Annotated in this window: 14 protein-coding genes; 10 read left to right on the forward strand and 4 right to left on the reverse strand. The window is 61.2% G+C overall.

The window, feature by feature from the left end; translation table 11 throughout:
- Positions 1 to 79 precede the first annotated feature (79 nt).
- The gene (gene recQ, locus V6Z53_RS25670; RefSeq protein WP_338582427.1) at positions 80 to 2,206 is read right to left on the reverse strand and encodes a DNA helicase RecQ; all 2,127 of its coding nucleotides are present in this window, start codon (positions 2,204 to 2,206) and stop codon (positions 80 to 82) included.
- 273 nt (positions 2,207 to 2,479) lie between these two features.
- Here recQ and V6Z53_RS25675 point away from each other — a divergent pair, with 273 nt between their 5' ends.
- The 4 genes from V6Z53_RS25675 to lapD all read left to right on the forward strand — a co-directional run bounded on the left by V6Z53_RS25675 (position 2,480) and on the right by lapD (position 6,750).
- Positions 2,480 to 3,067 (forward strand): YecA family protein, encoded by a 588-nt coding sequence (locus V6Z53_RS25675; RefSeq protein ID WP_338582428.1) that lies wholly within the window; start codon positions 2,480 to 2,482, stop codon positions 3,065 to 3,067.
- Between the two features lie 10 nt (positions 3,068 to 3,077).
- On the forward strand, positions 3,078 to 3,473 hold the full coding sequence (locus tag V6Z53_RS25680; protein WP_338582429.1) for a YbaN family protein: 396 nt from the start codon (positions 3,078 to 3,080) through the stop codon (positions 3,471 to 3,473).
- A gap of 606 nt (positions 3,474 to 4,079) precedes the next feature.
- Positions 4,080 to 4,787: a cysteine protease LapG gene (lapG, locus tag V6Z53_RS25685; protein ID WP_338582430.1), complete on the forward strand. Its 708-nt coding sequence runs from the start codon at positions 4,080 to 4,082 to the stop codon at positions 4,785 to 4,787.
- 22 nt (positions 4,788 to 4,809) lie between these two features.
- Positions 4,810 to 6,750: a cyclic di-GMP receptor LapD gene (gene lapD / locus V6Z53_RS25690; protein WP_338582431.1), complete on the forward strand. Its 1,941-nt coding sequence runs from the start codon at positions 4,810 to 4,812 to the stop codon at positions 6,748 to 6,750.
- A 187-nt stretch (positions 6,751 to 6,937) separates the two neighbouring features.
- Here lapD and V6Z53_RS25695 read toward each other — a convergent pair whose 3' ends face one another.
- The gene (locus tag V6Z53_RS25695) at positions 6,938 to 14,071 is read right to left on the reverse strand and encodes a retention module-containing protein (RefSeq protein ID WP_338582432.1); all 7,134 of its coding nucleotides are present in this window, start codon (positions 14,069 to 14,071) and stop codon (positions 6,938 to 6,940) included.
- A gap of 593 nt (positions 14,072 to 14,664) precedes the next feature.
- Here V6Z53_RS25695 and V6Z53_RS25700 point away from each other — a divergent pair.
- Genes V6Z53_RS25700 through V6Z53_RS25710 form a run of 3 tightly spaced genes read left to right on the forward strand, consistent with a single transcriptional unit; the run spans position 14,665 to position 19,575 of the window.
- Entirely contained in the window at positions 14,665 to 16,023 is a 1,359-nt protein-coding gene (locus V6Z53_RS25700; RefSeq protein WP_338582433.1) for a TolC family outer membrane protein, read from the forward strand.
- Positions 16,024 to 16,041: 18 nt separating this feature from the next.
- Entirely contained in the window at positions 16,042 to 18,201 is a 2,160-nt protein-coding gene (locus V6Z53_RS25705) for a type I secretion system permease/ATPase (RefSeq protein ID WP_338582434.1), read from the forward strand.
- Positions 18,202 to 18,210: 9 nt separating this feature from the next.
- The gene (locus tag V6Z53_RS25710) at positions 18,211 to 19,575 is read left to right on the forward strand and encodes an HlyD family type I secretion periplasmic adaptor subunit (protein ID WP_338582435.1); all 1,365 of its coding nucleotides are present in this window, start codon (positions 18,211 to 18,213) and stop codon (positions 19,573 to 19,575) included.
- A gap of 138 nt (positions 19,576 to 19,713) precedes the next feature.
- Here the strand turns inward: V6Z53_RS25710 and V6Z53_RS25715 are convergent, their stop codons facing one another.
- Together V6Z53_RS25715 and V6Z53_RS25720 are read right to left on the reverse strand one after the other, a co-directional pair.
- A complete protein-coding gene (locus V6Z53_RS25715) occupies positions 19,714 to 20,310 on the reverse strand; it encodes a DTW domain-containing protein (protein ID WP_338582436.1) in 597 nt (198 codons plus the stop codon).
- A gap of 5 nt (positions 20,311 to 20,315) precedes the next feature.
- Positions 20,316 to 21,209, reverse strand: a complete 894-nt coding sequence (locus V6Z53_RS25720) for a LysR family transcriptional regulator (protein WP_007972518.1) — start codon at positions 21,207 to 21,209, stop codon at positions 20,316 to 20,318.
- A gap of 333 nt (positions 21,210 to 21,542) precedes the next feature.
- Here V6Z53_RS25720 and speB point away from each other — a divergent pair, with 333 nt between their 5' ends.
- From speB to V6Z53_RS25735, 3 genes are read left to right on the forward strand one after another with little or no spacing between them, the layout of a single operon-like run.
- On the forward strand, positions 21,543 to 22,493 hold the full coding sequence (gene speB, locus V6Z53_RS25725; RefSeq protein WP_034146203.1) for an agmatinase: 951 nt from the start codon (positions 21,543 to 21,545) through the stop codon (positions 22,491 to 22,493).
- Between the two features lie 9 nt (positions 22,494 to 22,502).
- Positions 22,503 to 22,925: a nuclear transport factor 2 family protein gene (locus V6Z53_RS25730; protein WP_338582437.1), complete on the forward strand. Its 423-nt coding sequence runs from the start codon at positions 22,503 to 22,505 to the stop codon at positions 22,923 to 22,925.
- A 54-nt stretch (positions 22,926 to 22,979) separates the two neighbouring features.
- Positions 22,980 to 24,488 carry a cytosine permease gene (locus V6Z53_RS25735; protein ID WP_338582438.1) on the forward strand — a complete coding sequence of 503 codons (1,509 nt, stop codon included), beginning with the start codon at positions 22,980 to 22,982 and terminating at the stop codon, positions 24,486 to 24,488.
- Positions 24,489 to 24,491 lie beyond the last annotated feature (3 nt).

Raw genomic sequence — 24,491 nt, forward strand, 5'->3', positions numbered from 1 at the left:
ATTAGTCAGCTAAGCATGAGCCTCGACTGGAGGCAAGGACTGTTCTGTACTGAATCGTTACATCAGTGAGAGCCATCACTCAAATTTCAAATTCAGACTGTAAAGCGGCCCGAACGCAATACAAAACCCCTTCCGGCACACGTCCGGCAAACAGTGCGGAAATCTCCGAAACGGGCGGCAACTCACCTTCACCGTCGAGGAACGCGTCCTGAATTTCGCCCATCAGCTCTTCGGGCAAATCCAGCGCCTGCTCCAGCGACAACTGCTGTTTGCCAATGGCTTCGGCGAGCATGGTGTAGACGTTCTTTTCCGAACATTGCAGTTGACCGGCGATCTGCAACGGCGTCATGCCGGCGCGGGCCAGGGTGATCAGTTCGTGGCGCACATCGGCCACCGGTTTCGGCGCCTCGACCTGACCGCCGAGGACTTCGAGGAAGGCCTCGCCGTAGCGTTCGAGCTTGCGCGCACCGACGCCGCTGACCGTGGCCATTTCTGCAAGCGAGGTTGGCTGGCTGCGCAGCATTTCCAGCAAGGTCGAGTCGGGAAAAATAACGTACGGTGGCACGCCATGTTCTTCGGCGAGCTTACGCCGCAGGGCGCGCAAGGCTTCCCACTGTTCGCGTTCCTCACCGCGGACCAGTTGGCTCGCCTGGCTCTTGCTGCTTTTGGCGGTGGTTTGCGCCTTGAGGTCGCGGCGCAGCTCCAGGGTCACTTCACCCTTGAGCAACGGCCGGCACGTGTCACTCAGGCGCAAACCGCCGTAGCCCTCATGATCGACATCGGCCAGACCGCGAGCCACCAACTGGCGGAACAGCGATCGCCACTCCCCTTCGGCCCGCGCCTTGCCGACCCCGAATACAGACAGGTGTTGATGGCCGAAGCTGCGGACTTTTTCGTTGTCCTTGCCGAGCAGGACATCCACCAGATGCCCAACGCCGTAGCGCTGGCCAGTGCGGTAGATCGCCGAAAGCGCCTGGCGCGCCGGCTCGGTGGCATCCCAGGTTTGCACACCGTCGACACAGTTGTCGCAATGGCCGCACGGCTCTGGCATGTCTTCGTCGAAGTAGGCCAGCAGGGTCTGGCGACGGCAGCGGGTTTCTTCGCACAGCGAGAGCATGGCGTCGAGCTTGTGCTGCTCCAGACGCTTGTGGCGCTCGTCGCCCTCGGAGTTTTGCAGCATCTGCTTGAGCATCACCACGTCTTGCAGGCCGTAAGCCATCCAGGCATCCGCCGGCAGACCGTCACGGCCACCACGACCGGTTTCCTGGTAATAGGCCTCAAGGGATTTCGGCAAATCGAGGTGCGCGACGAAACGCACGTTCGGCTTGTCGATGCCCATGCCGAACGCCACGGTGGCAACCATGATCAGGCCTTCCTCGTTGAGGAAGCGTTTCTGGTGGTGGGCCCGCGTGTCGTTGGGCAGGCCGGCGTGGTACGGCAGCGCCGGGAAGCCTTGTTCACTGAGAAACACCGCTACTTCGTCGACTTTCTTGCGTGACAGGCAATAGACGATCCCGGCATCGCTGCGCCGCTCGGCGAGGAACGCCAGCAACTGCTTGCGCGGCTGTTCCTTGGGCACGATGCGGTAAAAAATGTTCGGCCGGTCGAAGCTCGACAGGAAACGCTCGGCATTCTGCAAATGCAGGCGAGTGACGATCTCTTCGCGGGTACGCTTGTCGGCGGTGGCGGTGAGGGCGATGCGCGGCACGTCGGGGAACATCTCCGCCAACTGACCCAATTGCAGGTATTCCGGACGGAAGTCGTGGCCCCACTGCGACACGCAGTGCGCTTCGTCGATGGCGAACAGGGAAATGTTCAACCCTTGCAGGAAGGACAGCATGCGCGGCTGGACCAGGCGTTCCGGGGCGAGGTAAAGCATTTTCACCTCACCGCGGCGGATGCGCGCCGCCAGATCGCGTTGCTGCTCGGCGCTGAGGGTGGAGTTCAACGCAGCGGCTGCCACGCCCAGCTCTTCGAGGGTGGCGACCTGATCGTCCATCAACGCGATCAACGGCGAGACCACCACCGCCAGGCCTTCGCGCAGCAGCGCCGGGACCTGGAAGCACAGGGACTTGCCGCCACCGGTAGGCATCAGGACCAGGGCATCGCCGCCGCTGGCCACGCGCTCAATGATTGCACCCTGGCGGCCACGGAAACTGTCGTAGCCGAAGATGTCCTTGAGGACGCGTTGAGCCTGTTCGAGCATAAAAACTCCAAAAATCACCGAAACATCCCTGCAAGGCTGGTTCAGAACCCGCGACGCTGCACCGACAAATCGTAAGTGCGCATTGCATGATGCTTCACATTTCAGCCGTGAAGCCGGCAGGGCATCACAAAACGCGCGAGTATACCCGAGCCCTGTCCGGCAAAGGGCGCCGCTGATAAGACACATGGACGCGCAAATATGCCTTGCGGCTGGCCCAAGCGCTCAAGAAGGCCTAGAATTCCCGCATCGAATATTCCCCAAGGTAGTCCTTTAATGTCCTTCGCTGAGCAACTAACCCGCCTGCAAGTCTTCCTCGACGCCGATGAACTGCATGACGAGGCGCTGGACTACGTGGCCGCCCACGGCTACCTCACCGCGCTGTCGATCTGCTCCGAAGTCGTTCCCGATCGTGAGTGGATAGATGCCCTCTTCGCCGAAGAGCCGCATTACAGCAGCGAAGCTCAACGCGAAGAGATCGAAGCCACTTTGATCGGCCTCAAGGCGCACATCGCTCGTCAACTGGCGTCGGATGAAGAATTCGAGTTGCCGTGCGACCTGGACCTGGGCGACGACCCGGACGATTCCGAACTGCGCGGCTGGTGCATCGGCTTCATGGAAGGCGTGTTCCTGCGTGAAGCGGCCTGGTTCGAAAGCGCCGAGGAAGAAGTCAGCGAAATGCTGCTGCCGATCATGGTCGGCTCGGGCCTGTTCGACGAGCAGCCTGAGTTCGAAGACATCGCCAAAGATGCCAACCTGATGGACGACATGATCGTTCAGATCCCGGAAGCCCTGACGGCGCTGTACCTGCTGTGCAACGCGCCAGACGAAAAACCGGCGATCCTCAAGCCTCGTCACCACTAAGGTCCTGCCTATGGACAACCCCATAGGCAACCGCTCCCTGATGTTGCGCTACGTACTGCTGGCCATCGGCTGGCTGAGCGTAGCGTTGGGGGTGATCGGGATTTTCCTGCCGGTGTTGCCCACCACACCCTTCCTGTTGCTGGCTGCTGCTTGTTTCGCCCGCAGTTCGCCGCGTTTCTATCAATGGCTGGTCGATCATCCGCGGCTTGGGCCTTGGATTCGTGACTATCTCGATGGCAATGGTATTCCGCTCAAGGGCAAGGTCTATGCCATTGGGTTGATGTGGGCGAGCATTCTGTTTTCCTGCTATCTGGTGCCGATGCCTTGGGCGCGGGGGTTCATGTTGACCAGTGCGGTGTTGGTGACGATTTATATTCTGAGGCAGAAGACTTTGCGCAAATTTTGAGTCTTTGGTTGTTGGTTTGGTGTACATATCCTTTTCTTCGGTAACGGCTGCTTAGGGTTCCGCCCTTACGGCGGGTTACTTTGAAAAGCGCAAAGTAACCAAACGCTCTTGCCCCTGACGTTCGGTGCCTCGCTGTGGCTCGGCATGCCCTCGCTCCGGTCCTGCTCCGTGGGCCCGCCGCCATCGGCCATCCATGGCCGGGGGCGGCTAACCCGGCATCCTTGCCGGGTTGCCCACTGCGCAGAACCTCCACTCGGCCTCACGAGGGGGCGAATACCGCAACAGCCCCGCGAGGCGGCCTACCGGCCGGCCTGGCACTTGATACGTGCGCGCTTCTCTGTAGGAGCTGTCGAGTGCAACGAGGCTGCGATCTTTTGATCTGATGCATCCGCGAAATTCTGGTCGGCTATCAGGCCGTCATCGCCAGCAGGCTGGCTCCCACAGTTTGGAATGCGTACGAACCAAACAAACAGGCCGGCGGTAAGGGCGAAACCATAAGCCGCCGTTACCGCAGCAACGGATATGTACACAATCAGCCCGACGACCAACCCCACCGTTCAAAAAACACCACCTAAACTTCACAAATCTGCATACGAGCAGCCCGATATGCCCCGCGGTCCGCGTAGTCCAGGATGGCCAACGCCCCGACTTCGGTTCGGCGGATGGTTGCTGCTGGGAGCTTTCCTGTTGGCCGGGCTGAACACTGTCTGGGCCGACTGGGATTTCACACAGAGCCTGCAAACCGCCGAAAAACGCTACGGTCCCCTCGGCCCCGCGCGCGGGCGAATCGAGGCCTGGAGTCAATTGCTGCAAAGCGAGCGCGATGCGCCTGAGCGCGAGCAGTTGACCGCGGTCAATCGCTTCTTCAATCAACAACTGAATTTCCAGGACGACACCCGCATCTGGCGCCAGACCGATTACTGGGCCACGCCCGTCGAAGCCCTGATCAAGGGCGCTGCTGACTGCGAAGACTATGCCCTGGCGAAATATTTCAGCCTGCGCGAACTCGGTATTCCCAGCGAAAAACTGCGCATCACCTACGTCAAGGCCCTGACCCAGAACCAGGCACACATGGTGCTCACCTTCTACAGCAGCCCCACCGCCGACCCGCTGGTGCTGGACAACCTGATCGGCGACATCCGCCCCGCCTCGCAACGCAAAGACCTGCTGCCGGTGTACGCCTTCAATGCCGAAGGTCTGTACCTGCCGGGTGCCAATGGCGGCAAACGCAGCAGCGACTCTAAAAAACTGTCGCGCTGGCAAGACGTACTGCAAAAGATGCAGGCCGAAGGCTTCGCCGTGGGCGATGGCTGAAGACCGCAGCAAGGAGCGTTGAATGAAACTGCGCAACCAATTGTTTCTCGCCATCTGCCTGTTCTTGCTGGTGGCGTTCAGCGGCAGTTTTTTTGTCAGCCTGGAAAGCTCTCGCGAGCAGACCCTAGGCCAGTTGCGCGCTCACGCCCAGGACGCGGCCACCGCGCTCGGACTGTCGCTGACCGCGCAGATCGATGACCCGGCGATGATGGAGTTGATGGTCAGTTCGATTTTCGACAGTGGCTATTTCAGCAACATCCGCATCGTCAGCATCGACAATCAGCAAGTGCTGGTAGAACGCAGCATTCCGGCGCAGACCAAAGGCGTGCCGGGATGGTTTGTCAGCCTGGTCAATCTGCGTCACGAGGGTGGCGACGCATTGATCATGCGTGGCTGGGAGCAGGCGGCACGGGTCGAAGTGCTGAGCAATCCGCAGTTCGCCCTGGCCAAACTCTGGGACAGTACCCTCGGCAGTCTGATCTGGTTGTTGGTCTGCGGACTGCTCAGCGCCGTGTTCGGTGGCTGGCTGTTGCGTCGGCAACTGCGTCCTCTCGAATCGTTGGTCAAACAGGCCGAAGCCATCAGTAAACGCGAGTTTTTGAGCCTGCCGAAACTGCCACGCACGCCGGAACTGAAACGCGTGGTGCTGGCAATGAACCAGATGGTCGAGAAGCTCAAGGCCTTGTTCACCGAAGAGGCCGCGCGCAGTGAAAAACTGCGCAGCGAGTCCTATCAGGACAGCCTGACCGGACTGGCCAACCGGCGCATGCTGGATGAACAACTGGCGGACCATTTACTGGTCGCCGAGCAACATGGCGACGGTCATTTGCTGACATTACGGATCAGTGACCTGAGCGGGCTCAACCAGCGCCTGGGCGGTCAACGCACTGATGCGTTGATCAGTGCGGTCGGCGAATTGCTCAAGCACCTGACCCGACTGCCGGAGCGACGCACCTGGCTGGCGGCCCGCAACCGTGGCGGCGAATTCAGCCTGTTGTCGCCGGGTCTGAACAGCGAAGACGCCGCTCGCCTGGCCGCAGAAATCAGCGCCACCCTGGAAAACCTGCGCCTGACCGGTGCCAGTGACTGCATGCCGGTCGCGCATCTGGGCATCGTCGCCTGGCACCCCGGCGAACCGGCCAGTGACGTGCTGATGCGACTCGATCAGGCACTGACCCAGGCCCACCAAAACCCCGAACGTCCCTGGATGCAGTTGAGCCACGGCGAGACCGTACCGAACCACGCGCAACATGACTGGCGCAGCTGGATCGACGATGCCCTGACGCAAGGTAAATTGCAGCTGTACTTTCAACCGGTGGTGCAATGCGCCGACACCAGTGAGGTGCTGCACCACAAAGTCCTCGCACGGCTGCTCGACCCGCAGGGCCAAGCGATTGCTGCCGGGCATTTCCTGCCGTGGATCGAGCGTCTCGGCTGGTCGGCACGCTTCGACCTGGCGATGCTTGAAGCGACCCTCGACTACCTTGCCGTCAATCGCTGGCCGCTGGCACTGAGCCTGTCCGGTGGCACCTTGCGCGATCAGTCGCAGCTGCAACTGATCCTCGACATGCTCGAATCACTGCCGGAACTGGCACCGTTGCTGACCCTGGAAATCGACGAACGCCAACTGCCGCCCCCCGACGATCTGCAACGACTGAGCCACAGCCTGCTCGACACCGGTTATCACATCGGCCTGCAGCATTTCGGCGGCAGCTTCAGCCAGATCGGCAACCTCACTCAATTGGGCCTGGCGTACTTGAAAATCGATGGGGCCTACATCCGGCACATTGATCAGCAGCGAGATAAACGGCTGTTCATCGACGCGATTTACCGGGCGACCAACAGCATTGACCTGCCGTTGATTGCGGAAATGGTCGAGACCCAGGGTGAGCTGGAGGCGATCAGGGAGTTGGGGGTGTTCGGAGTGATGGGCAGATTGATCGGGCCGCCGGAGCCGATGTGAGTTTTTTTCAGATACACCGCGTTATCGTTCATCGCGAGCAAGCTCGCTCCCACAGGGATTCGCGGCGTGCACCAGAATCCCGGTTCACTGAAAAATCTGTGGGAGCGAGCTCGCTCGCGATTGCGGTTTCACATTCAACTGTGAAGTTGACTGATCCAACGCGATCGCGAGTAGCCCACTTTTCAGATCAAACAGTATCCACCTTCAACGAATGATCATTGAGCATCCCATTGATGATCGTCGCCGTGTCCGCTCCGGAAATCACCCCGCCCGCCCCCGGCGTTACACCGTAATGGCTGGCCAGGTTGACGCCCGCCAGGTCGATGGTCTGGTTCGGTGCCGCGCCGGCCATGCCGCTGACGTCGATGCTGGTCACCAGCGACGCACCGCTGCCGCTGACAGTGAAGTGCAGGTAATCATCCAGCGAAGCGGCGGTGCCGTTTTCTCCTTGTAGCAATTGCGACAGGTCGAGTTTGTCGGTGCCCGGTGTGAAGTCGGTGATCACGTCATGGCCGCTATTGCCCTTGAGCCACTGGAAGGTGTCGGCGCCGCTGCCGCCGGTCAGGGTGTTGTTGCCCAGGCCGCCGATCAGGAAGTCGTCACCGCCCTCGCCCTTGAGCACGTCGTTGCCCAGGCCGCCGGTGATGATGTTGCTGTTGTTGTCGCCGGTCAGTTTGTCGTTGAAGTCGGAGCCGATGAGGTTTTCGATGGCGGTCAAGGTGTCGGTGCCGGCGCCAAAAGTGTTCTGCGGACCGCTCGCGCCCAGGTTGACCGTGACAGCTGAGGTGGCATGCGCATAGCTGGCAGTGTCATTGCCGGTGCCGCCATCGAGCAGGTCGTTGCCGATGCCACTGAACAGCAAGTCATTGCCCGCATCGCCATGCAGCGTGTTGTTGCCGGTACCGGCGGTGAGGATGTCATTGCCGTCACCGGCATTGATGACGTTGTCACCGTTGCCCGCCACCAGTGTGTCGTTGCCCGCCGTCCCGGTGAGGGTGTGGCCGTCCTGGTAGCTGATGGACACGTTGGCATTGTCGCTGCCGCCATGGTTGTCGCTGCCGCCATGGTTGTCGCTGGCGGTGTAGCTGCCGTGATAGTCCGGCGTGGTGTCGTGGGCGCCGGAATAATCGAGCTTCATGGTCAGCTGATAGCCTTCCGCGTTACCTGCACCGCTGCCGCCACCGACGTTGGCAATGTTGGTGACATGAATCTGGTAAACGCCATCGGCGTTTGCCGTGATGGTCTGGCCATCGGCGAGGGGAATCCAGGCGCCGCCGTTGATGGAGTACTCCATGGTGATATGGCCGGCGGCCAGGTTGTGGTCCAGATTGAGGGTTTCACCCTGCTTGAGGTTGACGGTGATGCGGTCCTCATCGTTGGTATTGGCGGCGGTGACCGGGCCCAGGTAACCACTGATCACCAACAGGGCGGTCATCGTTGCGGTGGTGGCCGCGAAGGAGCCGCGCACATTGCTCAGGCTCTGGTTGCTCGGTTTGACGCCGCTGCCGGAGAAGTCGATCGCACCGGTGCCGATGAAGTCCGCTCCCTTGGCAACCCAGCCGGTATTGAAGGTGGTTGGCGAAGCCTTGAGCGGGTCGCCGTCGGCGTCGGTGTCGTTGGCCAGCAGCAACTCGCCCGGCACCGTCACGCTGTTCGACAGCACGTTGGTGATGATGTGGTCATCGGTGGCCACCGGTGCCGCGTTCGGAATGACCTTGATCACCAGCGTCGAGTTGGCGAGATCGCCGTCGTTGTCGCTGACGGTGAAACCAATGTTTTCGGTGAGCACCACCGACGTGGTTTTCTGCGACACGTAGTTGTATTCGCCGGTATCCAGGTTCACCACCAGGGTGCCTTTGTTGTCGGTGGCGATGCTCAGGGTGTTATTGGTGGTATTGAAGGTGCCGTGGTTGGCGCCACCGCTGAAGTTCAGCGAACCCTGATTGTTGTTGCCTTTCGGATCGTAGGTGTACGTGGTGCCATCGACGGTGATGGTTTTGATGAAGCCGCCATCCGCCCCGAACGTGCCGCCCTCGCCCAGCAGCGAACCGGTGACTGGTGCGCCGATCACGGTGCCCGAGAGCACCGAGTTGAGTTGGCCGAGGTCGGTGACGATCACCGCGTTGGTATTGGTGCCCGTGCCGGTGCCGTCGTAGGCCAGTGGATCGAGGGCATCGTTGTCGACGTTTTTACCCAGGCCGATCGCGTAGTTCTTGATTTGATTGTCGGTGAGGAAGTCTTTCCAGTTCGCCTCATCCTGAGTGCCGATCGAGCCTTCGTTAGGTTTGCCGTCGGAGAAGAAGTAGCCGACGTTTTGTGCGCCCGTCAGTTTGCCGTTGGTGTTGAACGCATCTTGCGCGACGTCCACCGCCGCGTCGTAGTTGGTACCGCCGCCCGCCGACAGGCCGGAAACGATCGCCTTGGCAGTCGCCACGTCCACCCAGATTGAAGTCTTGTCGGTGGCGTTGCTGCTGAACGTCACGATCTGTACTTTGACGTCGCCGAGATCGTCGTACTTGTCGAGCAAGGCGCTGATGGCCTGCTTGGCCAATTCCAGCCGCGACAGGCCCGTAACGCCGGAGGCGTCGGCCATACTGCCAGACACGTCGATCACCAGCAGCAGGTTGGTGTCGATCTCCACCGCTGCCACCGAACGTTCCGATGCCACGGCCTTGGGCACGTCATCGACGATGTTGACTACGATGGTGCTGGTGGTGCTGTTGCCCGCTGCATCGGTGGCCTTGTAGGTGAAACTGTCGCTCAGGGTGTTCGGGCCATCGTTGGCGCCCGGCGTGGTTTTCGGTGCCGAGGTCAGGGTGTAGGTGTAGGTGCCGTTGGGGTTGAGCAGGATTTGCCCAAAGGCGCCGTTGGCACTGCCGACCAGGGTGTAGGTGATCGCGCCCGCCGCGCCGGTGACTGAACCCACCAGGGTTCCGGTAGCGGTTTCACCGGTGTTGCCCGGCTCGCTGCCGGTGACCGTGCCGGCCGCCAGGTCCTGGCCGTCCTTGCTCAGGTCGAGGGCTTTTTCGTAGACCGTCGCGTCGGTGTCGGTCACGGCTTTGATGTTGCTGTTGCAGACATCGACGGTGATAGTTGTGGTGCTTTGATCGCCATCGGCATCGCGCACGGTATAGGTGAACGTGTCGGTGGCACCCGGTGCAGCGACCGAGTTCGGGTTGCTGTGATAGACCGCGTTGCCATCGGCATCGAGGGTCAGGTAACCGTAGTTGCCGTTGATCTGCGAATTGAGCCCGCCCACCGCCGGGGTCGAAGTATTGCTGCCGGCGCGTACACCGATCACGGCACCGAGACCGTCGGCGCCGCCACTGTCATTGTCCAGTACGTTGCCACTGACAATCCCGCCCTCCGTCACCGAGACCGCGTCCGGTTTGGCCGTCGGTACGTCATCGACAATGTTCACCACAATGGTGCTGGTGACGACGTTGCCGAGGGAATCGGTGGCCTGATAGGTGAAGGTTTCGTGAGTGACGTTCGGGCCATCATTGGCGTTTGGCGAGGTAGTCGCTGGCGAAGTCAACGTGTAGGTGTAGGTGCCATTCGGGTTGAGCACGATTTGCCCGTGCTCCCCGGTGGCGCTGCCGACCAGCGCATAGGTGATCGCGCCCACGGCACCGCTGACCGAACCGACCAACGTGCCGGACGCGGTTTCACCGGTGCTGCCCGGCTGGCTGCCGACGACCGTACCTGCGGCCAGATCCTGGCCGTCCTTGTTCAGGTCGAGGGCTTTTTCGTAGACCGTTACGTCAGTATCGCTGACCGCTTTCAGGCAGCTGTTGTAGACGTCGATGGTGATGGTGGTGGTGCTTTGATCGCCATCGGCATCGCGCACGGTATAGGTGAATACATCCACTGCGCCCGGGCCGCTCACTGCGTTCGGATTGCTGTGATAGACCGCGTTGCCATTGGCGTCGAGAGTCAGGTAACCGTAGTTGCCGTCGATCTGCGTGTTGAGCCCGCCCACCGCTGCGGTCGAGGTATTGCTGCCGGCGCGCACACCGATCACGGCACCGAGACCGTCGGCGCCGCCGCTGTCGTTGTCCAGTACGTTGCCGCTGACGGTGCCGCCCTCTTGTACCGAATCAAAATCGGCTTTGGCCGTCGGTACGTCATCGACAATGTTCACCACAATGGTGCTGGTGACCACGTTGCCGAGGGAATCGGTGGCTTGATAAGTGAAGGTTTCGTGAGTGACGTTCGGGCCGTCGTTGGCGTTCGGCGAGGTAGTCGCTGGTGAAGTCAGGGTGTAGGTGTAGGTGCCATTCGGGTTGAGCACGATTTGTCCGTGCTCCCCGGTGGCGCTGCCGACCAACGCGTAAGTGATCGCACCCACCGCGCCGCTGACCGAGCCGACCAGGGTGCCGGACGCCGTTTCACCGGTGCTGCCCGGTTGGCTGCCGACCACGGTGCCAGCCGCCAAATCCTGGCCGTCCTTGGTCAGGTCGAGGGCTTTTTCGTAGACCGTTACGTCGGTGTCGCTCACCGCTTTCAGGCAGCTGTTGTACACGTCGATGGTGATGGTGGTGGTGCTTTGGTCACCGTCAGAATCGCGCACGGTATAGGTGAATACATCCACTGCGCCCGGGCCGCTCACTGCGTTCGGGTTGCTGTGATAGACCGCGTTGCCATTGGCGTCGAGAGTCAGGTAACCGTAGTTGCCATCGATCTGTGTGTTGAGCCCGCCTACCGCTGCGGTCGAGGTGTTGCTGCCGGCGCGCACGCCGATCACGGCACCGAGACCATCGGCGCCACCGCTGTCGTTGTCCAGCACATTGCCGCTGACGGTGCCGCCCTCTTGTACCGAATCAAAATCGGCTTTGGCCGTCGGTACGTCATCGACGATGTTGACCACGATGGTGCTGGTGACGACGTTGCCGAGTGAGTCGGTGGCCTGATAAGTGAAGGTTTCGTGGGTGACGTTCGGGCCGTCATTGGCGTTTGGCGAGGTGCTCGCTGGCGAGGTCAACGTATAGGTGTAGGTGCCGTTCGGGTTGAGCACGATTTGCCCGTGCTCACCGGTAGCGCTACCGACCAGCGCATAGGTGATCGCACCCACGGCGCCACTGACCGAACCGACCAGGGTGCCGGACGCGGTTTCACCGGTGCTGCCCGGTTGACTGCCGACCACGGTGCCAGCCGCCAGATCCTGGCCGTCCTTGTTCAGGTCGAGGGCTTTTTCGTAGACCGTTACGTCAGTGTCGCTGACTGCTTTCAGACAGCTGTTACTCACATCGATGGTGATGGTGGTGGTGCTTTCATCGCCATCGGCATCGCGCACGGTGTAGGTGAACAAATCCACCGCACCGGGACCGCTCACTGCGTTCGGGTTGCTGTGATAGACCGCGTTGCCGTTGGCATCGAGGGTCAGGTAGCCGTAGGTGCCGTTGATCTGGCTGTTCAGGCCGCCGATGGCCGAGGTCGAAGTGTCGCCGCCGGCACGCACGCCGACCACCGCGCCACTCGCCGCTGGGCCATCCGCGCCGCCGATGTCGTTGTCCAGCACGTTGCCGCTGACGGTGCCGCCCTCCGCCACTGAGGCCGAATCCGGTTTGGCGGTCGGCACGTCATCGACGATGTTGACGTTCAGTTCGCCATGGGCGGTGGTGTTGTTGTCGTCGGTCACCACCACGGCAAACAGCTCGGAAATGCTGTTGGTGCCGTTGCCAGTCGGGTGACTTTCGTTATCGGCCAGGGTGTAGCTGTAGCTCACAACACCGGTCACGGGATCAAACCCGGTGATGGTCAGCGTGCTGCCCAGCGGAGTGACGACCGATTGCGGGAAGCCTGCGACCACGCCACCGCTGACGACGGCGATACCGCCGACTGTCAGGGTTTGCACACCGTCCAGCGCAGTAATGGTGAAGGTGCCGTTTTGGGTCAGGGCCGGTGTGTTGGGGTCAGTGCCGTAGCTGAGGTTTTTTTCGTAGACGGTCAGTTCGCCGCCTTCGACGTTCAGGCCGTCGATAGTCACGCCATCGTCGTTGTTGTGAATGTTCAGCACCAGGTTGGCGGTGCTGGAATCGCCGTCGGCATCGGTCAAGGTGTAGGTGAACGTTTCAGTGCCGTTGCCACCGCCATGCAGGGCTTTGAAGTCGGCGTCGCTGGTGTTCAGGGTGTAGGTGTAAGTGCCGTTGGCATTCAGCACCAGAGTGCCGTAAGTGCCGACGAAAGTGCCGGGGGTAATCGGCCCGGAGTTTTCACCGACCGGCACGCGGTCCGCGCCTTGCACATCGTTGGTCAGCACGTTGCCGTTGAGGGTCAGCTGGGTTTCCGACGCCACGCCGTTACCGTCGTCGACGGCTTTGGGCACGTCGTCGGTGATGTTGATGTCCAGCGATCCGGTGGCGGTGTCGCCATTGCTGTCGCCGGCCACCACGGTGAAGTGTTCGCTGAGGCTGGTGCCGTCTCCGCTTGTATGGGTTTCGTTGCCGTTGAGGGTGTAGCTGTAACTCACCACGCCGGTGGTCGGGTTGTAACCGGTGATGGTCAGCGTGCTGCCCAGTGGGGTGGTGATCGACTGCGGGAAGCCCACGGCGACACCGCCGCTGATCACGTTGATCCCGCCGATGCTCAGGTTGCTCAGCCCGTCGAGGGCAGTGATGGTGAACGTGCCGTTCTGGGTCAGTGCACCAGGGTTGCTTGCCGAGCCGTCGGCGAGATTGGCTTCGTTGACGGTGAGTTCACCGCCCTCCACCGAGAGGCCCTTGAGGGTGACGGGATTGTCCGCCACTGGTGGAATGACTGGCGGAACGACTGGCTCGATCACCGCCGCTGGCGTGCCAGCGTCAGGGTCTGCATCACCATCGTGGCGCTCTTCGGGAAACTCGGGGATGCCGTTGAAACCGGCAGTGGGAAAGCCGATGTTCGGATCGACGCGCCCACCGACCTCTTCAAGCATGACGAAACTATGCCCGCCCCCCGCCACGCCACCCGGTGCACCGGTCGACGGCCCGGCTGCCGTGGCTTCCGCGGTTTGCGTCGGGTCATCACCAGCGGCAATGGCTTTTTGCAGTTGCTCAACATCGCTCAGTTGCGCCTGGCTCGGCGTCACCGCTTCGGCCGTGTCGACGTGGGGCGCGTGATCAGCCAGCAACTGTGGCGTCATTTGCAGGCTGCTGCCCCGACCAAGGGTCAGTTCCTGGCCATTTTGCAAATGCACCGCTACCGCGCCTTCGGCCCCGGTCGTCAGTTGATCACCGGCGAATAACCGGTCTCCTTCGATCAGGACACGACGAGTGCCGTCGCTTGAAACCGCGAACACCTGCCCGACGATCTTACTGACGATACCGATGAGCGTAGCCATGTGCATTTCCTCCGCTGCCAACCGCTGTCGGCATTTTTTTTATTGCGCGGAGCAATGCTTATGGATGGCTCAACGGGTTGCCCGGCGGATCGTCTACCGGTCAGCGGGTTTACCTGAGTAAGCCGTTGCCCTGGCGACGATCTCGCCCAGCGTGTTGCCCGCAGGCCACGTTTCTTTGCGCAACAACCCCTTTGCAATCAAAGGCATCGGGAACACATCGCAAATACGTTGCCCTGCGAGCGATGCGTAACGGTTCTGAATCACCCGAGTGACAAAAAACCGTCACTCAATTCCGCTACGCCTCCCTCCCCTCCAGCACTTCTCCGCCCTATGTCGATAAGTGGATCGGAACTTTTCACCGGCCCTGATGAGCGCCCTAAAGCTCATAAATCAAGGGCTTTCGTAGTGAACAATGTGCTGGATTTTGCAGAGCGCATAAGTTTTTTTCGGCATAACCCTTATGAGAAACACTTCTTAGGTTCTCTCCAGAATGTTCTTAGCTCTTCTGTAAAACGCGTGAAACGGTTTACCTATAAATGTCGTCAAATATTTGGCGACTAATAAAGCACCATCAGGAATCAGGGAGATGCACCATGCGCCTTTTAACCCCCCTATGCAGCGCGGTTCTGCTGGCCATGGCCTGCACTTCTCAAGCACATGCCATGTCATTGACCGAAGCCATTCAAAGCACCATCGCCACCCACCCGGAACTGGCGTCGCGGGTGGACAGCCGTCTGTCGGCTGACGAAGACGTGAAGGTCGCGAAGGGGGGCTTTTATCCGTCGGTTGACTTGAATGCCGCGTACGGGCGCGGGTACAGCGATAACACCAACACCCGGGCGTTCGGTAATCACCACACCGAAATTCTCAATTACACCCAGTCGGAACTGCGTCTGCGGCAGATGCTCTTCGATGGCTTCAACACCGCCAACGAAGTCGAGCGCACCAAAGGCGTGGTCAACTCCCGAGCCTATTACGCCCAGGGCACCGCTCAGGATCTGGCCCTGCGCACCATCGAGGTTTACCTCGAAGTGCTCAAGCGCCGTGAACTGGTGACGCTGGCCAAGAACAACCTGCAAGCGCATTTGCGGGTCAACGATCAGATCGGCCTGCGCACCGAGCGCGGGATCGGCAGCAATGCCGACGCCGACCAGTCCACCGCTCGTCGGGCGCTGGCGGAGAACAACCTCGACACCGCCGAAGTGGATCTGGCGGATGCCGAGTCGAACTTCGCCGCCGTGGTCGGGCGCCTGCCCGATGAACTGGAAGCACCGCCGTCAACTCGCGGCGAATTGCCGGCCACTTTGCAGGAAGCCCAGCAGAGCATGGTCGACAACAACCCGTACCTGAAATCCGCGCAGGCGGACGTGCAATCCGCCGAGAGCCAGTACGAAGTCGCCAAGTCGCCGTTCTACCCCCGCTTCGACGCCGAAGCCGCGGTTGGCGCGAACAACAACATTGCCGGCGAAGAAGGCCACGACAACGAATGGCGGGTCGGCGTGGTGATGAACTACAACCTGTTCCGCGGTGGCAGCGACAAGGCTCGCCTGCAATCGGATGCACACAAGATCAATCAGGCGATGGACATCCGCAACAACGCCCTGCGCCAGCTCAACGAAAACATTCACCTGGCCTGGAACGCCATGGTCAATGCCAAGAAACAAACCCCGACCGCCCGTGAATACGCCGACACCAGCAAACGCGTGCGCGTGGCGTATCAGGATCAGTTTGGCCTCGGCCAACGCACCCTGCTCGACCTGCTGGACAGTGAAAACGAACTCTACAACGCCAACCGTCGCTACACCGAAGTGCTCTACACCGAAGAGTATTCGATGTACCGTGTACTGGCGAACATGGGCCAGCTGTTGAGCAAGCAGCGGGTCGTACTGCCCGCCGATGCCATCGCCCAGGCCGAAGTGAAGAGCGAAGCTCGTTTGCCTGAACTGAAGTAGTGCACGGGAGCGATCAATGTGACCAGCATGGAACCCGGCAACACCGGTGTCGATCCGCGCCTGAGCTTCGATGACCCGCTTCTGGACGGTCTGTTGATCCTCTGCAAACTTCATGGCGCGACTGTCAGTCGCGCCAGCCTGAGTGCCGGGCTGCCAATGGCACACCAACGCCTGAGCCTGGACCTGCTGCCCCGTGCAGCGGCCCGGGCCGGTTTGCAGGCGCGTCTGCTGCGCCGCGACCTCAAGGACATTTCCCCGCTCAACCTGCCTGTGATGCTGCTGCTCAACAATGGCCGCACCGCGGTCCTGCGCCGTTATGGCGAGGACGGCCGCGTGCTGATCCTGCCCAGCGAAGCGGATGGCGGCGAACAGTGGATCAGCCCGCAGGAACTGGCCGAGCATTACACCGGCCAGGCATTGTTCGCCCGGCCACGGCATGAACTCGAAGACCTGCGCTCGCCGCTGGTGCCCCGCGTACAAGCCTGGTTTCGCGACACGCTGAAGCTGTCGAAGTGGTTGTACAGCGATGCGATTCTCGCCAGTTTCCTGATCAACCTGTTGGGCCTGATGGTGCCGCTGTTCGTGATGCAGACCTACGATCGCGTGGTGCCGAACCAGGCCACGTCGACCTTGTGGGTGTTGTCCATCGGCCTGTTGATCGGCACCGGTTTCGAACTTGTCCTGCGCGTGGTGCGCGCGCATTTGCTGGACACCGCCGGCAAGAAGACCGACGTGATCCTCTCGGCGACTTTGTTTGAACGCATCACCGGCATGGCGATGAAAGCGCGGCCGGCGACCATCGGCGGCTTCGCCCAGAGCATTCACGACTTCCAGGGCCTGCGGGAATTTCTCACCGCCGTAACCCTCACCAGCCTGATCGACCTGCCCTTCGCCTTGTTGATGCTGGTGGTGATCGGCCTGCTTGGCGGCTGGCTGGTGGTGATTCCGGTGCTGGCGTTTCCGATCACGATCATCTTCGCCATGATCATTCAGGCACGCCTGCGCGACACCGTGCAGAAAAGCCTGAGCCTCGGCGCCGAACGCCAGGCATTGCTGATCGAAACCCTCGGCGGCCTGGAAACCCTCAAGGCGTGCAGCGCCGAAAGCGAGCGCCAGCACAAATGGGAAAGCACCCACGGCGCCCTCACCCGCCTCGACAGCCACGCGCGCAACCTCTCGGCGCTGGCGACCAACGGCACATTGTTCATCCAGCAGTTTTCCGGCATGGCGACCATCGTCGCCGGGGTCTACAGCATCATCGCCGGCAATCTCAGCGTCGGCGCACTGGTGGCGACCTACATGCTCGGCAGCCGGGTACTGGCGCCGCTGGGGCAAATCGCCGGGTTGATCACCCGCTACCAGCAAGCGCAACTGACCATGAAAAGCACCGATGCGCTGATGTCGCTGCCCCAGGAGCGCGATGCCCGGCAACGGCCGCTGGAGCGCACCCAACTGCAAGGCGCGCTGGATGTGGTCGGCGTGACCTTCCACTACAACGGCCAGAACGCCCCGGCGCTGGCCAACATCAGTTTCAGCGTCAAACCTGGCGAACGCATCGGCATCATCGGCCGCAGCGGCTCGGGCAAAAGCACCCTCGGGCGGCTGGTGATGGGCTTCTACGAACCAGAAGAAGGCCAGTTGCTGCTCGATGGCCTGGACCTGCGGCAACTCGACGTCGCCGACCTGCGCCATCAAATCGGTTATGTCGCCCATGACTTGCCGCTGTTGGCCGGTAGCCTGCGCGACAACCTGACCCTCGGCGCGCGCTACATCAGCGACGCCCGCATGCTCGAAGTGGCCGAACTCACCGGCGTTACCGAACTGGCCCGGCAACACCCGCAAGGCTTCGACCGCCCTGTCGGCGAGCGCGGCCAATTGCTCTCAGGCGGCCAACGCCAGGCTGTGCTGCTGGCACGGGCGTTGTTGCTCGACCCGCCGATCATGTTGCTCGACGAACCCACCAGCGCCATGGACAACAGCAGCGAAGACGTACTGCGACAGAAACTCCACGGCTGGGTCCAGGGCAAAACCGTGTTGTTGGTGACGCACCGCACCTCGATGCTCAGCCTGGTGGACCGGCTGGTGGTGCTGGACAACGGGCGGATCGTCGCCGACGGGCCGAAAGAAGCGGTCATCGATGCACTGCGCAAGGGCCGTGTCGGCTCTGCGGCGGTCTAGGAGTTGCCCATGCCTGCTTCATCGGATTCTTCGAAAGATCGCGGCTACTTCGACAGTTTCGGCAAAAGCGCCGAAGCCGAATTCATGCCGGAAACCGCCGGCGCTTCATTGCAGGACTCGCCGCGCTGGTCGCGGGTGACCGTGTGGCTGGCGGCCGCGTTGTTGATCAGCGCGGTGGTCTGGGCCAAGTTCGCCGTGTTGCAGGAAGTGACGATGGGCGAAGGCAAGGCGATTCCGTCGAGCAAGGTGCAGGTGATCCAGAACCTGGAGGGCGGCATCGTCACCGAGATCTTCGTGCGCGAAGGGCAAATGGTGAACAAGGGCGACACGTTGCTGCGCCTGGATGACACGCGCTACCTGTCGAACAAGGGCGAAAGCGAAGTCGATCGTTATGCACTGACCGCACAGGTCGAACGACTATCGGCAGAAGCGGAAGGCCGACCTTTCAAGCTCTCGGACGAAGTGATCGCCAAGGCGCCGCAAGTGGCCGAGGACGAGCGCTCGCTGTACGAACAGCGGCAACGCCGACTGGCCAGCGAACAACGCACACTGTCAGAACAACTGAGGCAAAAAACCCAGGAACTGGCGGAATTCCGCTCGAAAGCCGGGCAGTACAGTTCCAGTCTGGCGCTGGTCAACCAAGAGATGAACATGTCCGAGCCACTGGTCAAGACCGGCGCGGTTTCGCCGGTGGAGATCCTGCGGCTCAAGCGCAGCGCCGTGGAAATCCGAGGCTCGCTGAACGCCACCACTTTGGCGATTCCCCGGGCCGAATCGGCGATTGCCGAGATCAGGAGCAAGATCGACGAATCGGAACAATCCTTCCGTTCGGACGCGGCCAAAGAGCTGAATGAGAAACGCACTGACCTGTCGAAAATCACGGCATCGAGCATCGCCATCGACGACCGGGTAACGCGCACCACGGTGACCTCACCCGTCAAAGGCATCATCAAGGTATTGAAGGTCAATACCATCGGCGGCGTAGTTCAGCCCGGCAGCGACATGGTGGAAATCGTGCCGCTGGAAGACAACCTGCTGATCGAAGCCAAGGTCCGCCCCCAGGACGTCGCGTTCCTGCATCCGGGCCAGAAAGCCATGGTCAAGTTCACGGCTTACGACTACACAATCTACGGTGGGCTGAGCGCGAAGCTGGAACTGATCGGCGCCGACACCATCACCGATGACAAGGGCAACAGCTTCTACCTGATTCAGGTGCGCACTGATAAAAACCATTTGGGAGGGGATGTGAAACCGTTGCTGATCATTCCGGGGATGGTGGCGACGGTGGACATTATTACCGGGGAGAAGACGGTGCTGGATTACCTGCTGAAACCGGTGTTGAAGGCGCGGACCGAGGCGATGCGCGAGCGGTAGTCTGGGTGGAGTTTGTTGGTGGCAGTTCTGCCGTCTTCGCGAGCAAGCCCGCTCCCACATTCGACCGAGTTCCTAAAGGAGAAATGCGATCAAATGTGGGAGCGGGCTTGCTCGCGAAGAGGCCGGCACATACAACGACTATTTCGGCCCATGATTACGCTGGAAAACCTCCTCCCCCATCGCCGCAATCTGCCCCTCGATCAACGCCTCGAACGGCTTCAGCAACGGCGCAAACGAGGTCGGCGCTTCCAAGGTTTCCAGCGCCTGCACTATCGCCTCCACCGTCGATAACGCTCCCGGCCCCGGTGCCTTGCGCAGTCGATAACGGGACACGCGGCCTTCGGCCAGCGTCACCCTCGGCAATGCTGCCAGCAACGGATTGAGGTGCAGCATCTTGCGCGCCTTGCGCCAGGTGCCGTCCGGGACCACCAGCAACAGCGGTTCATCGGATGCGACATACGCCTGCATCGGCTGGGCATCGTCACCGGGAAACAACAACCGCGCCCGATACCCCGGTTGATTCAACAGGCTGGGCAAATCCTCAAACACTTCGCCGACGATCAACTCGGCACTCTTCAACCCCAGCGCCGCCAGCCGCGCGGTATTCAACGCATGGTTCACTTCACTCGGATGCTGCAACAGCAACACCCGGGTGCGGCTGTCGAGGCTGGGGATCAACGGGCACAGGCAATGCGTTTGCGGTCGCAGGCAACGCGGGCATTGGATTCTGGACATCGTCTTCAGGCCTGATTCAGTTGTGCTTTGAGAAGATCGCGGAAAGTCTGGATCAACGGCTCGCGGCTGCGGCCTCGGCGCACGATCATCGAGAACGGCGCCTGATAACCGAACGTCGCCGGCAACAGCACGCGCAAATCGCCCTTGTCGGCCCAGGCCTGGGCGTAGTGCTCCGGCAAGTAACCGATGTAGGCGCCGGACAGCACCAGAATCAACTGCGCTTCCATACTCTCCACCGTCGCAGCGCTGTGCTTGAAGCCGTGGCGGGCCAGTTCGGCCTGGCTCCAGTAGCCGCGACCTACCATGCGCTGCTGGGTGATGACCTGCTCGGGAATGCGCCGCTCGTTAAACAGCGGATGCCGCGTGCTGCAATAAAGCCAGTGCTGCTCGCGGTACAACGGCATGTACACCAGACCGCTCATGCGCGTGGAAAACGCGCCGATGGCCAGGTCGAGGCGATTGTCCTGCACGCCAAGCTGCAACTCATAAGGGCTCATCACCGACAAGTGCAAGTGCACGGCCGGGTGTTCCTGGCTGTAGGCGCCGATGGCTTCGGCGAACGGCAAAGCCTTGTCGCTGACCGTGGAGTCGATCACTCCAAGGTTCAGCGTGCCGCGCAATTCACCCTTGAGCGCGGCGGCGTATTGTTCAAAACCTTCCAGTTCGCCGAGCAGGCGCAGGGTTTCCTGATGGAACAACTCACCCTTGCTGGTCAGGCTGAAACCACCCCGACCACGATGGCACAGCACCAGGCCAAGCGCGGCTTCGAGCTGACTCATGTAGGTGCTGATGGCCGACGTCGAGAGGTTGAGCTCTTGCTGGGCGTTGGCGAATCCCTGATGACGTACCACGCTGACGAAGATGCGCAATAGTTTCAGGTCGGGTAAAGCGTTGGCCATGGGCTACTCCTGCTCTTGTGGCGAGGGAGCTTGCTCCCGCTCGGCTGCACAGCAGCCGTAAAACCTGCTCATGTGGTTTGTCTGCCGGACTGACGTGAATGGTTTTGGGGGGCTTTGCCCCCAGCGGGAGCAAGCTCCCTCGCCACAGGTGCGGCACATGGCCGCAAGTCTATCCCCGCCACCGCCATTAGTTTAGAAAAATCTGAACTAAGTATTTGCCCGTAGCGATTCTTCCCGGCCACTACATTTCGCAGAATCGGCGCCACAAGGTGCACCCGTCCTCCGTGAACGGTGCAACCCAATAAATAAAACAACGACGATGAGGCCCTACCCGTGGACAAGATTCTTCACCAACCACTGGGCGGCAACGAAATGCCGCGCTTCGGCGGCATCGCCACCATGCTCCGACTCCCCCACGTACCTACCGCTGCCGGTCTGGACGCTGCCTTCGTAGGCGTGCCGCTGGACATCGGTACTTCGCTGCGCCCCGGCACCCGCTTCGGGCCGCGTGACATCCGCGCCGAATCGGTAATGATCCGCCCGTACAACATGGCCACCGGTGCTGCACCGTTCGACTCCCTGTCGGTTGCCGACATCGGCGACGTGGCGATCAACACGTTCAACCTGCTGGATGCCGTGCGGATCATCGAAGAGTCCTACGACAACATCCTCGAACACGATGTGATCCCCCTGACCCTGGGCGGCGACCACACCATCACCTTGCCGATCCTGCGTGCCATCCATAAAAAGCATGGCAAGGTCGGCCTCGTGCACATCGACGCCCACGCCGATGTGAACGATCACATGTTCGGCGAGAAAATCGCCCACGGCACCACCTTCCGTCGCGCCGTCGAAGAAGGCCTGATCGATCCGGACCGCGTTGTGCAAATCGGTCTCCGCGCCCAGGGCTACACCGCTGACGACTTCAACTGGAGCCGCAACCAGGGCTTCCGTGTGGTTCAGGCCGAAGAGTGCTGGCACAAATCCCTGACGCCACTGATGGCCGAAGTTCGCGAGAAAGTCGGCGGCGGTCCGGTGTACCTGAGCTTCGACATCGACGGCATCGACCCGGCGTGGGCACCAGGCACCGGCACCCCGGAAATCGGCGGTCTGACGACCATTCAGGCGATTGAAATCGTTCGCGGCTGCCAAGGCCTCGACCTGATCGGTTGCGATCTGGTAGAAGTCTCGCCCGCTTATGACACCACCGGCAACACCTCGCTGCTGGCCGCCAACCTGCTGTATGAAATGCTCTGCGTACTGCCTGGCGTGGTCCATCGCTGAGGATCGGTCATGAACCTACGTGATCAGGTTTTGAAAGCGGCTGCCGATCTGGTATCCGCCTTCGCCCGTAACGATCGCGAAGCCTACTTCGGCGCGTTCAGCGCCGATGCCAGCTTCGTCTTCTACACCCCCGAACAGCCGCTGCTGTCGCGCGATGCCTACCAGGCGTTGTGGGACAGCTGGCGCGCCGAGGACGGCTTCGAAGTGCTGTCGTGCACATCGAGCAACGCCTTTGTCAGCCTGCAGGGTGACGTGGCGATTTTCATCCATGACGTGGCCACCGAGCTGCGCATGCAAGGGGAGCAACACTTCAGCCAGGAGCGCGAGACGATTGTTTTCAAGAAACAAGCGTCTGGCCAAGAACAACAAGGCCTATGGCTGGCCTGCCACGAACATTTGTCCGCAATGCCGGAAGGGCTGCCACCCCCTTAGCCAAACAGGTGACGCTCACACACGATGAGCGCGCCTTTATGATCGGAGCAGATCATGAATAACAACAACAAAGACAATAGCCTTAGCATCGAAACAAATGGGGTCGAACAGATCCCGGACAATGAGCGCACCGCACGGCCCAGCGACCTGTTTCGCTTGATCTTCGGTGGCGCCAATACCTTTGCAACCGCCGTGCTCGGCAGTTTCCCGGTACTGTTCGGCCTGTCCTTCCAGGCTGGCGTCTGGGCGATTGTGCTGGGCGTGGTGCTCGGTGCATTAATCCTCGCGCCGATGGGTCTGTTCGGCCCGATCAACGGCACCAACAACGCCGTGTCTTCCGGTGCACACTTCGGCGTGCACGGGCGAATCGTCGGTTCTTTCCTGTCGCTGTTGACCGCCATCGCGTTCTTCTCGCTCTCCGTCTGGAGTTCGGGTGATGCACTGGTGGGCGGCGCCAAGCGCTTGATCGATCTGCCAGAAACCGACCTGACCCTGGGCCTGGCCTACGGTCTGTTCGCGCTGCTGGTGTTGACGGTGTGCATCTACGGTTTCCGCTTCATGTTGTGGGTCAACCGCATCGCGGTGTGGGCGGCCAGCCTGTTGTTCCTGCTGGGCATCTTCGCTTTTGCCCCGGCGTTCGACAGCCAGTACGCGGGCACGGTGGCCATGGGTCAGGCCGGTTTCTGGGCCGCGTTCATCGGCGCAGCGCTGGTAGCCATGAGCAACCCGATTTCCTTCGGTGCGTTCCTCGGTGACTGGTCGCGCTACATCCCGCGTGAAACGCCGAAAGGCCGGATCATGGTCTCGGTAATCGCCGCGCAACTGGCCACGCTGATTCCGTTCCTGTTCGGCCTCGCCACCGCCACCATCGTGGCGATCAAGGCACCGGACTACATCGCGGCCAACAACTACGTTGGCGGCCTGCTGGCCGTTTCGCCGACCTGGTTCTTCCTGCCGGTGTGCCTCATTGCAGTGATCGGCGGCATGTCCACCGGCACCACCTCGCTGTATGGCACCGGGCTGGACATGTCCAGCGTGTTCCCACGGGTGCTGTCGCGGGTCAAGGCGACGTTGCTGATCGGCGTGATGTCGATTGCCTTCATCTTCATCGGTCGCTTCGCGGCGAACCTGGTGCAGAGCGTGTCGACTTTCGCCGTACTGATCATCACCTGCACCACGCCATGGATGGTGATCATGATCATCGGCCTGGTGACGCGTCGCGGCTTCTACTGCCCGGATGATCTGCAAGTGTTCACCCGTGGCGAGAAAGGTGGCCGTTACTGGTTCACCCACGGCTGGAACTGGCGTGGCATGGGTGCCTGGATCCCGAGCGCGGCCGTTGGCCTGTGCTTCGTCAACCTGCCGGGGCAGTTCGTCGGCCCACTGGGCAACCTGGCCGAGGGCATCGACATCAGCTTGCCGGTCACCCTGGGCCTGGCTTCGGTGGTGTACCTGGTGTTGCTCAAGATGTTCCCGGAAGCGAGCGCCGTATTCGGCCCGAATGATTCACGCAGCAAGAGCACGGACCCGCTCGTTAAACCGGCGATGCAACCCGTCGCCTGATTT

The organism is Pseudomonas sp. MAG733B, assembly GCF_036884845.1.
Classification (GTDB): domain Bacteria; phylum Pseudomonadota; class Gammaproteobacteria; order Pseudomonadales; family Pseudomonadaceae; genus Aquipseudomonas.

Coding starts and splice junctions, on each gene's coding strand:
- recQ (WP_338582427.1), bottom strand. CDS start 2,206: ATGCTCGAACAGGCTCAACGCGTCCTCAAGGACATCTTCGGCTACGAC.
- V6Z53_RS25675 (WP_338582428.1), top strand. CDS start 2,480: ATGTCCTTCGCTGAGCAACTAACCCGCCTGCAAGTCTTCCTCGACGCC.
- V6Z53_RS25680 (WP_338582429.1), top strand. CDS start 3,078: ATGGACAACCCCATAGGCAACCGCTCCCTGATGTTGCGCTACGTACTG.
- lapG (WP_338582430.1), top strand. CDS start 4,080: ATGCCCCGCGGTCCGCGTAGTCCAGGATGGCCAACGCCCCGACTTCGG.
- lapD (WP_338582431.1), top strand. CDS start 4,810: ATGAAACTGCGCAACCAATTGTTTCTCGCCATCTGCCTGTTCTTGCTG.
- V6Z53_RS25695 (WP_338582432.1), bottom strand. CDS start 14,071: ATGGCTACGCTCATCGGTATCGTCAGTAAGATCGTCGGGCAGGTGTTC.
- V6Z53_RS25700 (WP_338582433.1), top strand. CDS start 14,665: ATGCGCCTTTTAACCCCCCTATGCAGCGCGGTTCTGCTGGCCATGGCC.
- V6Z53_RS25710 (WP_338582435.1), top strand. CDS start 18,211: ATGCCTGCTTCATCGGATTCTTCGAAAGATCGCGGCTACTTCGACAGT.
- V6Z53_RS25715 (WP_338582436.1), bottom strand. CDS start 20,310: ATGTCCAGAATCCAATGCCCGCGTTGCCTGCGACCGCAAACGCATTGC.
- V6Z53_RS25720 (WP_007972518.1), bottom strand. CDS start 21,209: ATGGCCAACGCTTTACCCGACCTGAAACTATTGCGCATCTTCGTCAGC.
- V6Z53_RS25730 (WP_338582437.1), top strand. CDS start 22,503: ATGAACCTACGTGATCAGGTTTTGAAAGCGGCTGCCGATCTGGTATCC.
- V6Z53_RS25735 (WP_338582438.1), top strand. CDS start 22,980: ATGAATAACAACAACAAAGACAATAGCCTTAGCATCGAAACAAATGGG.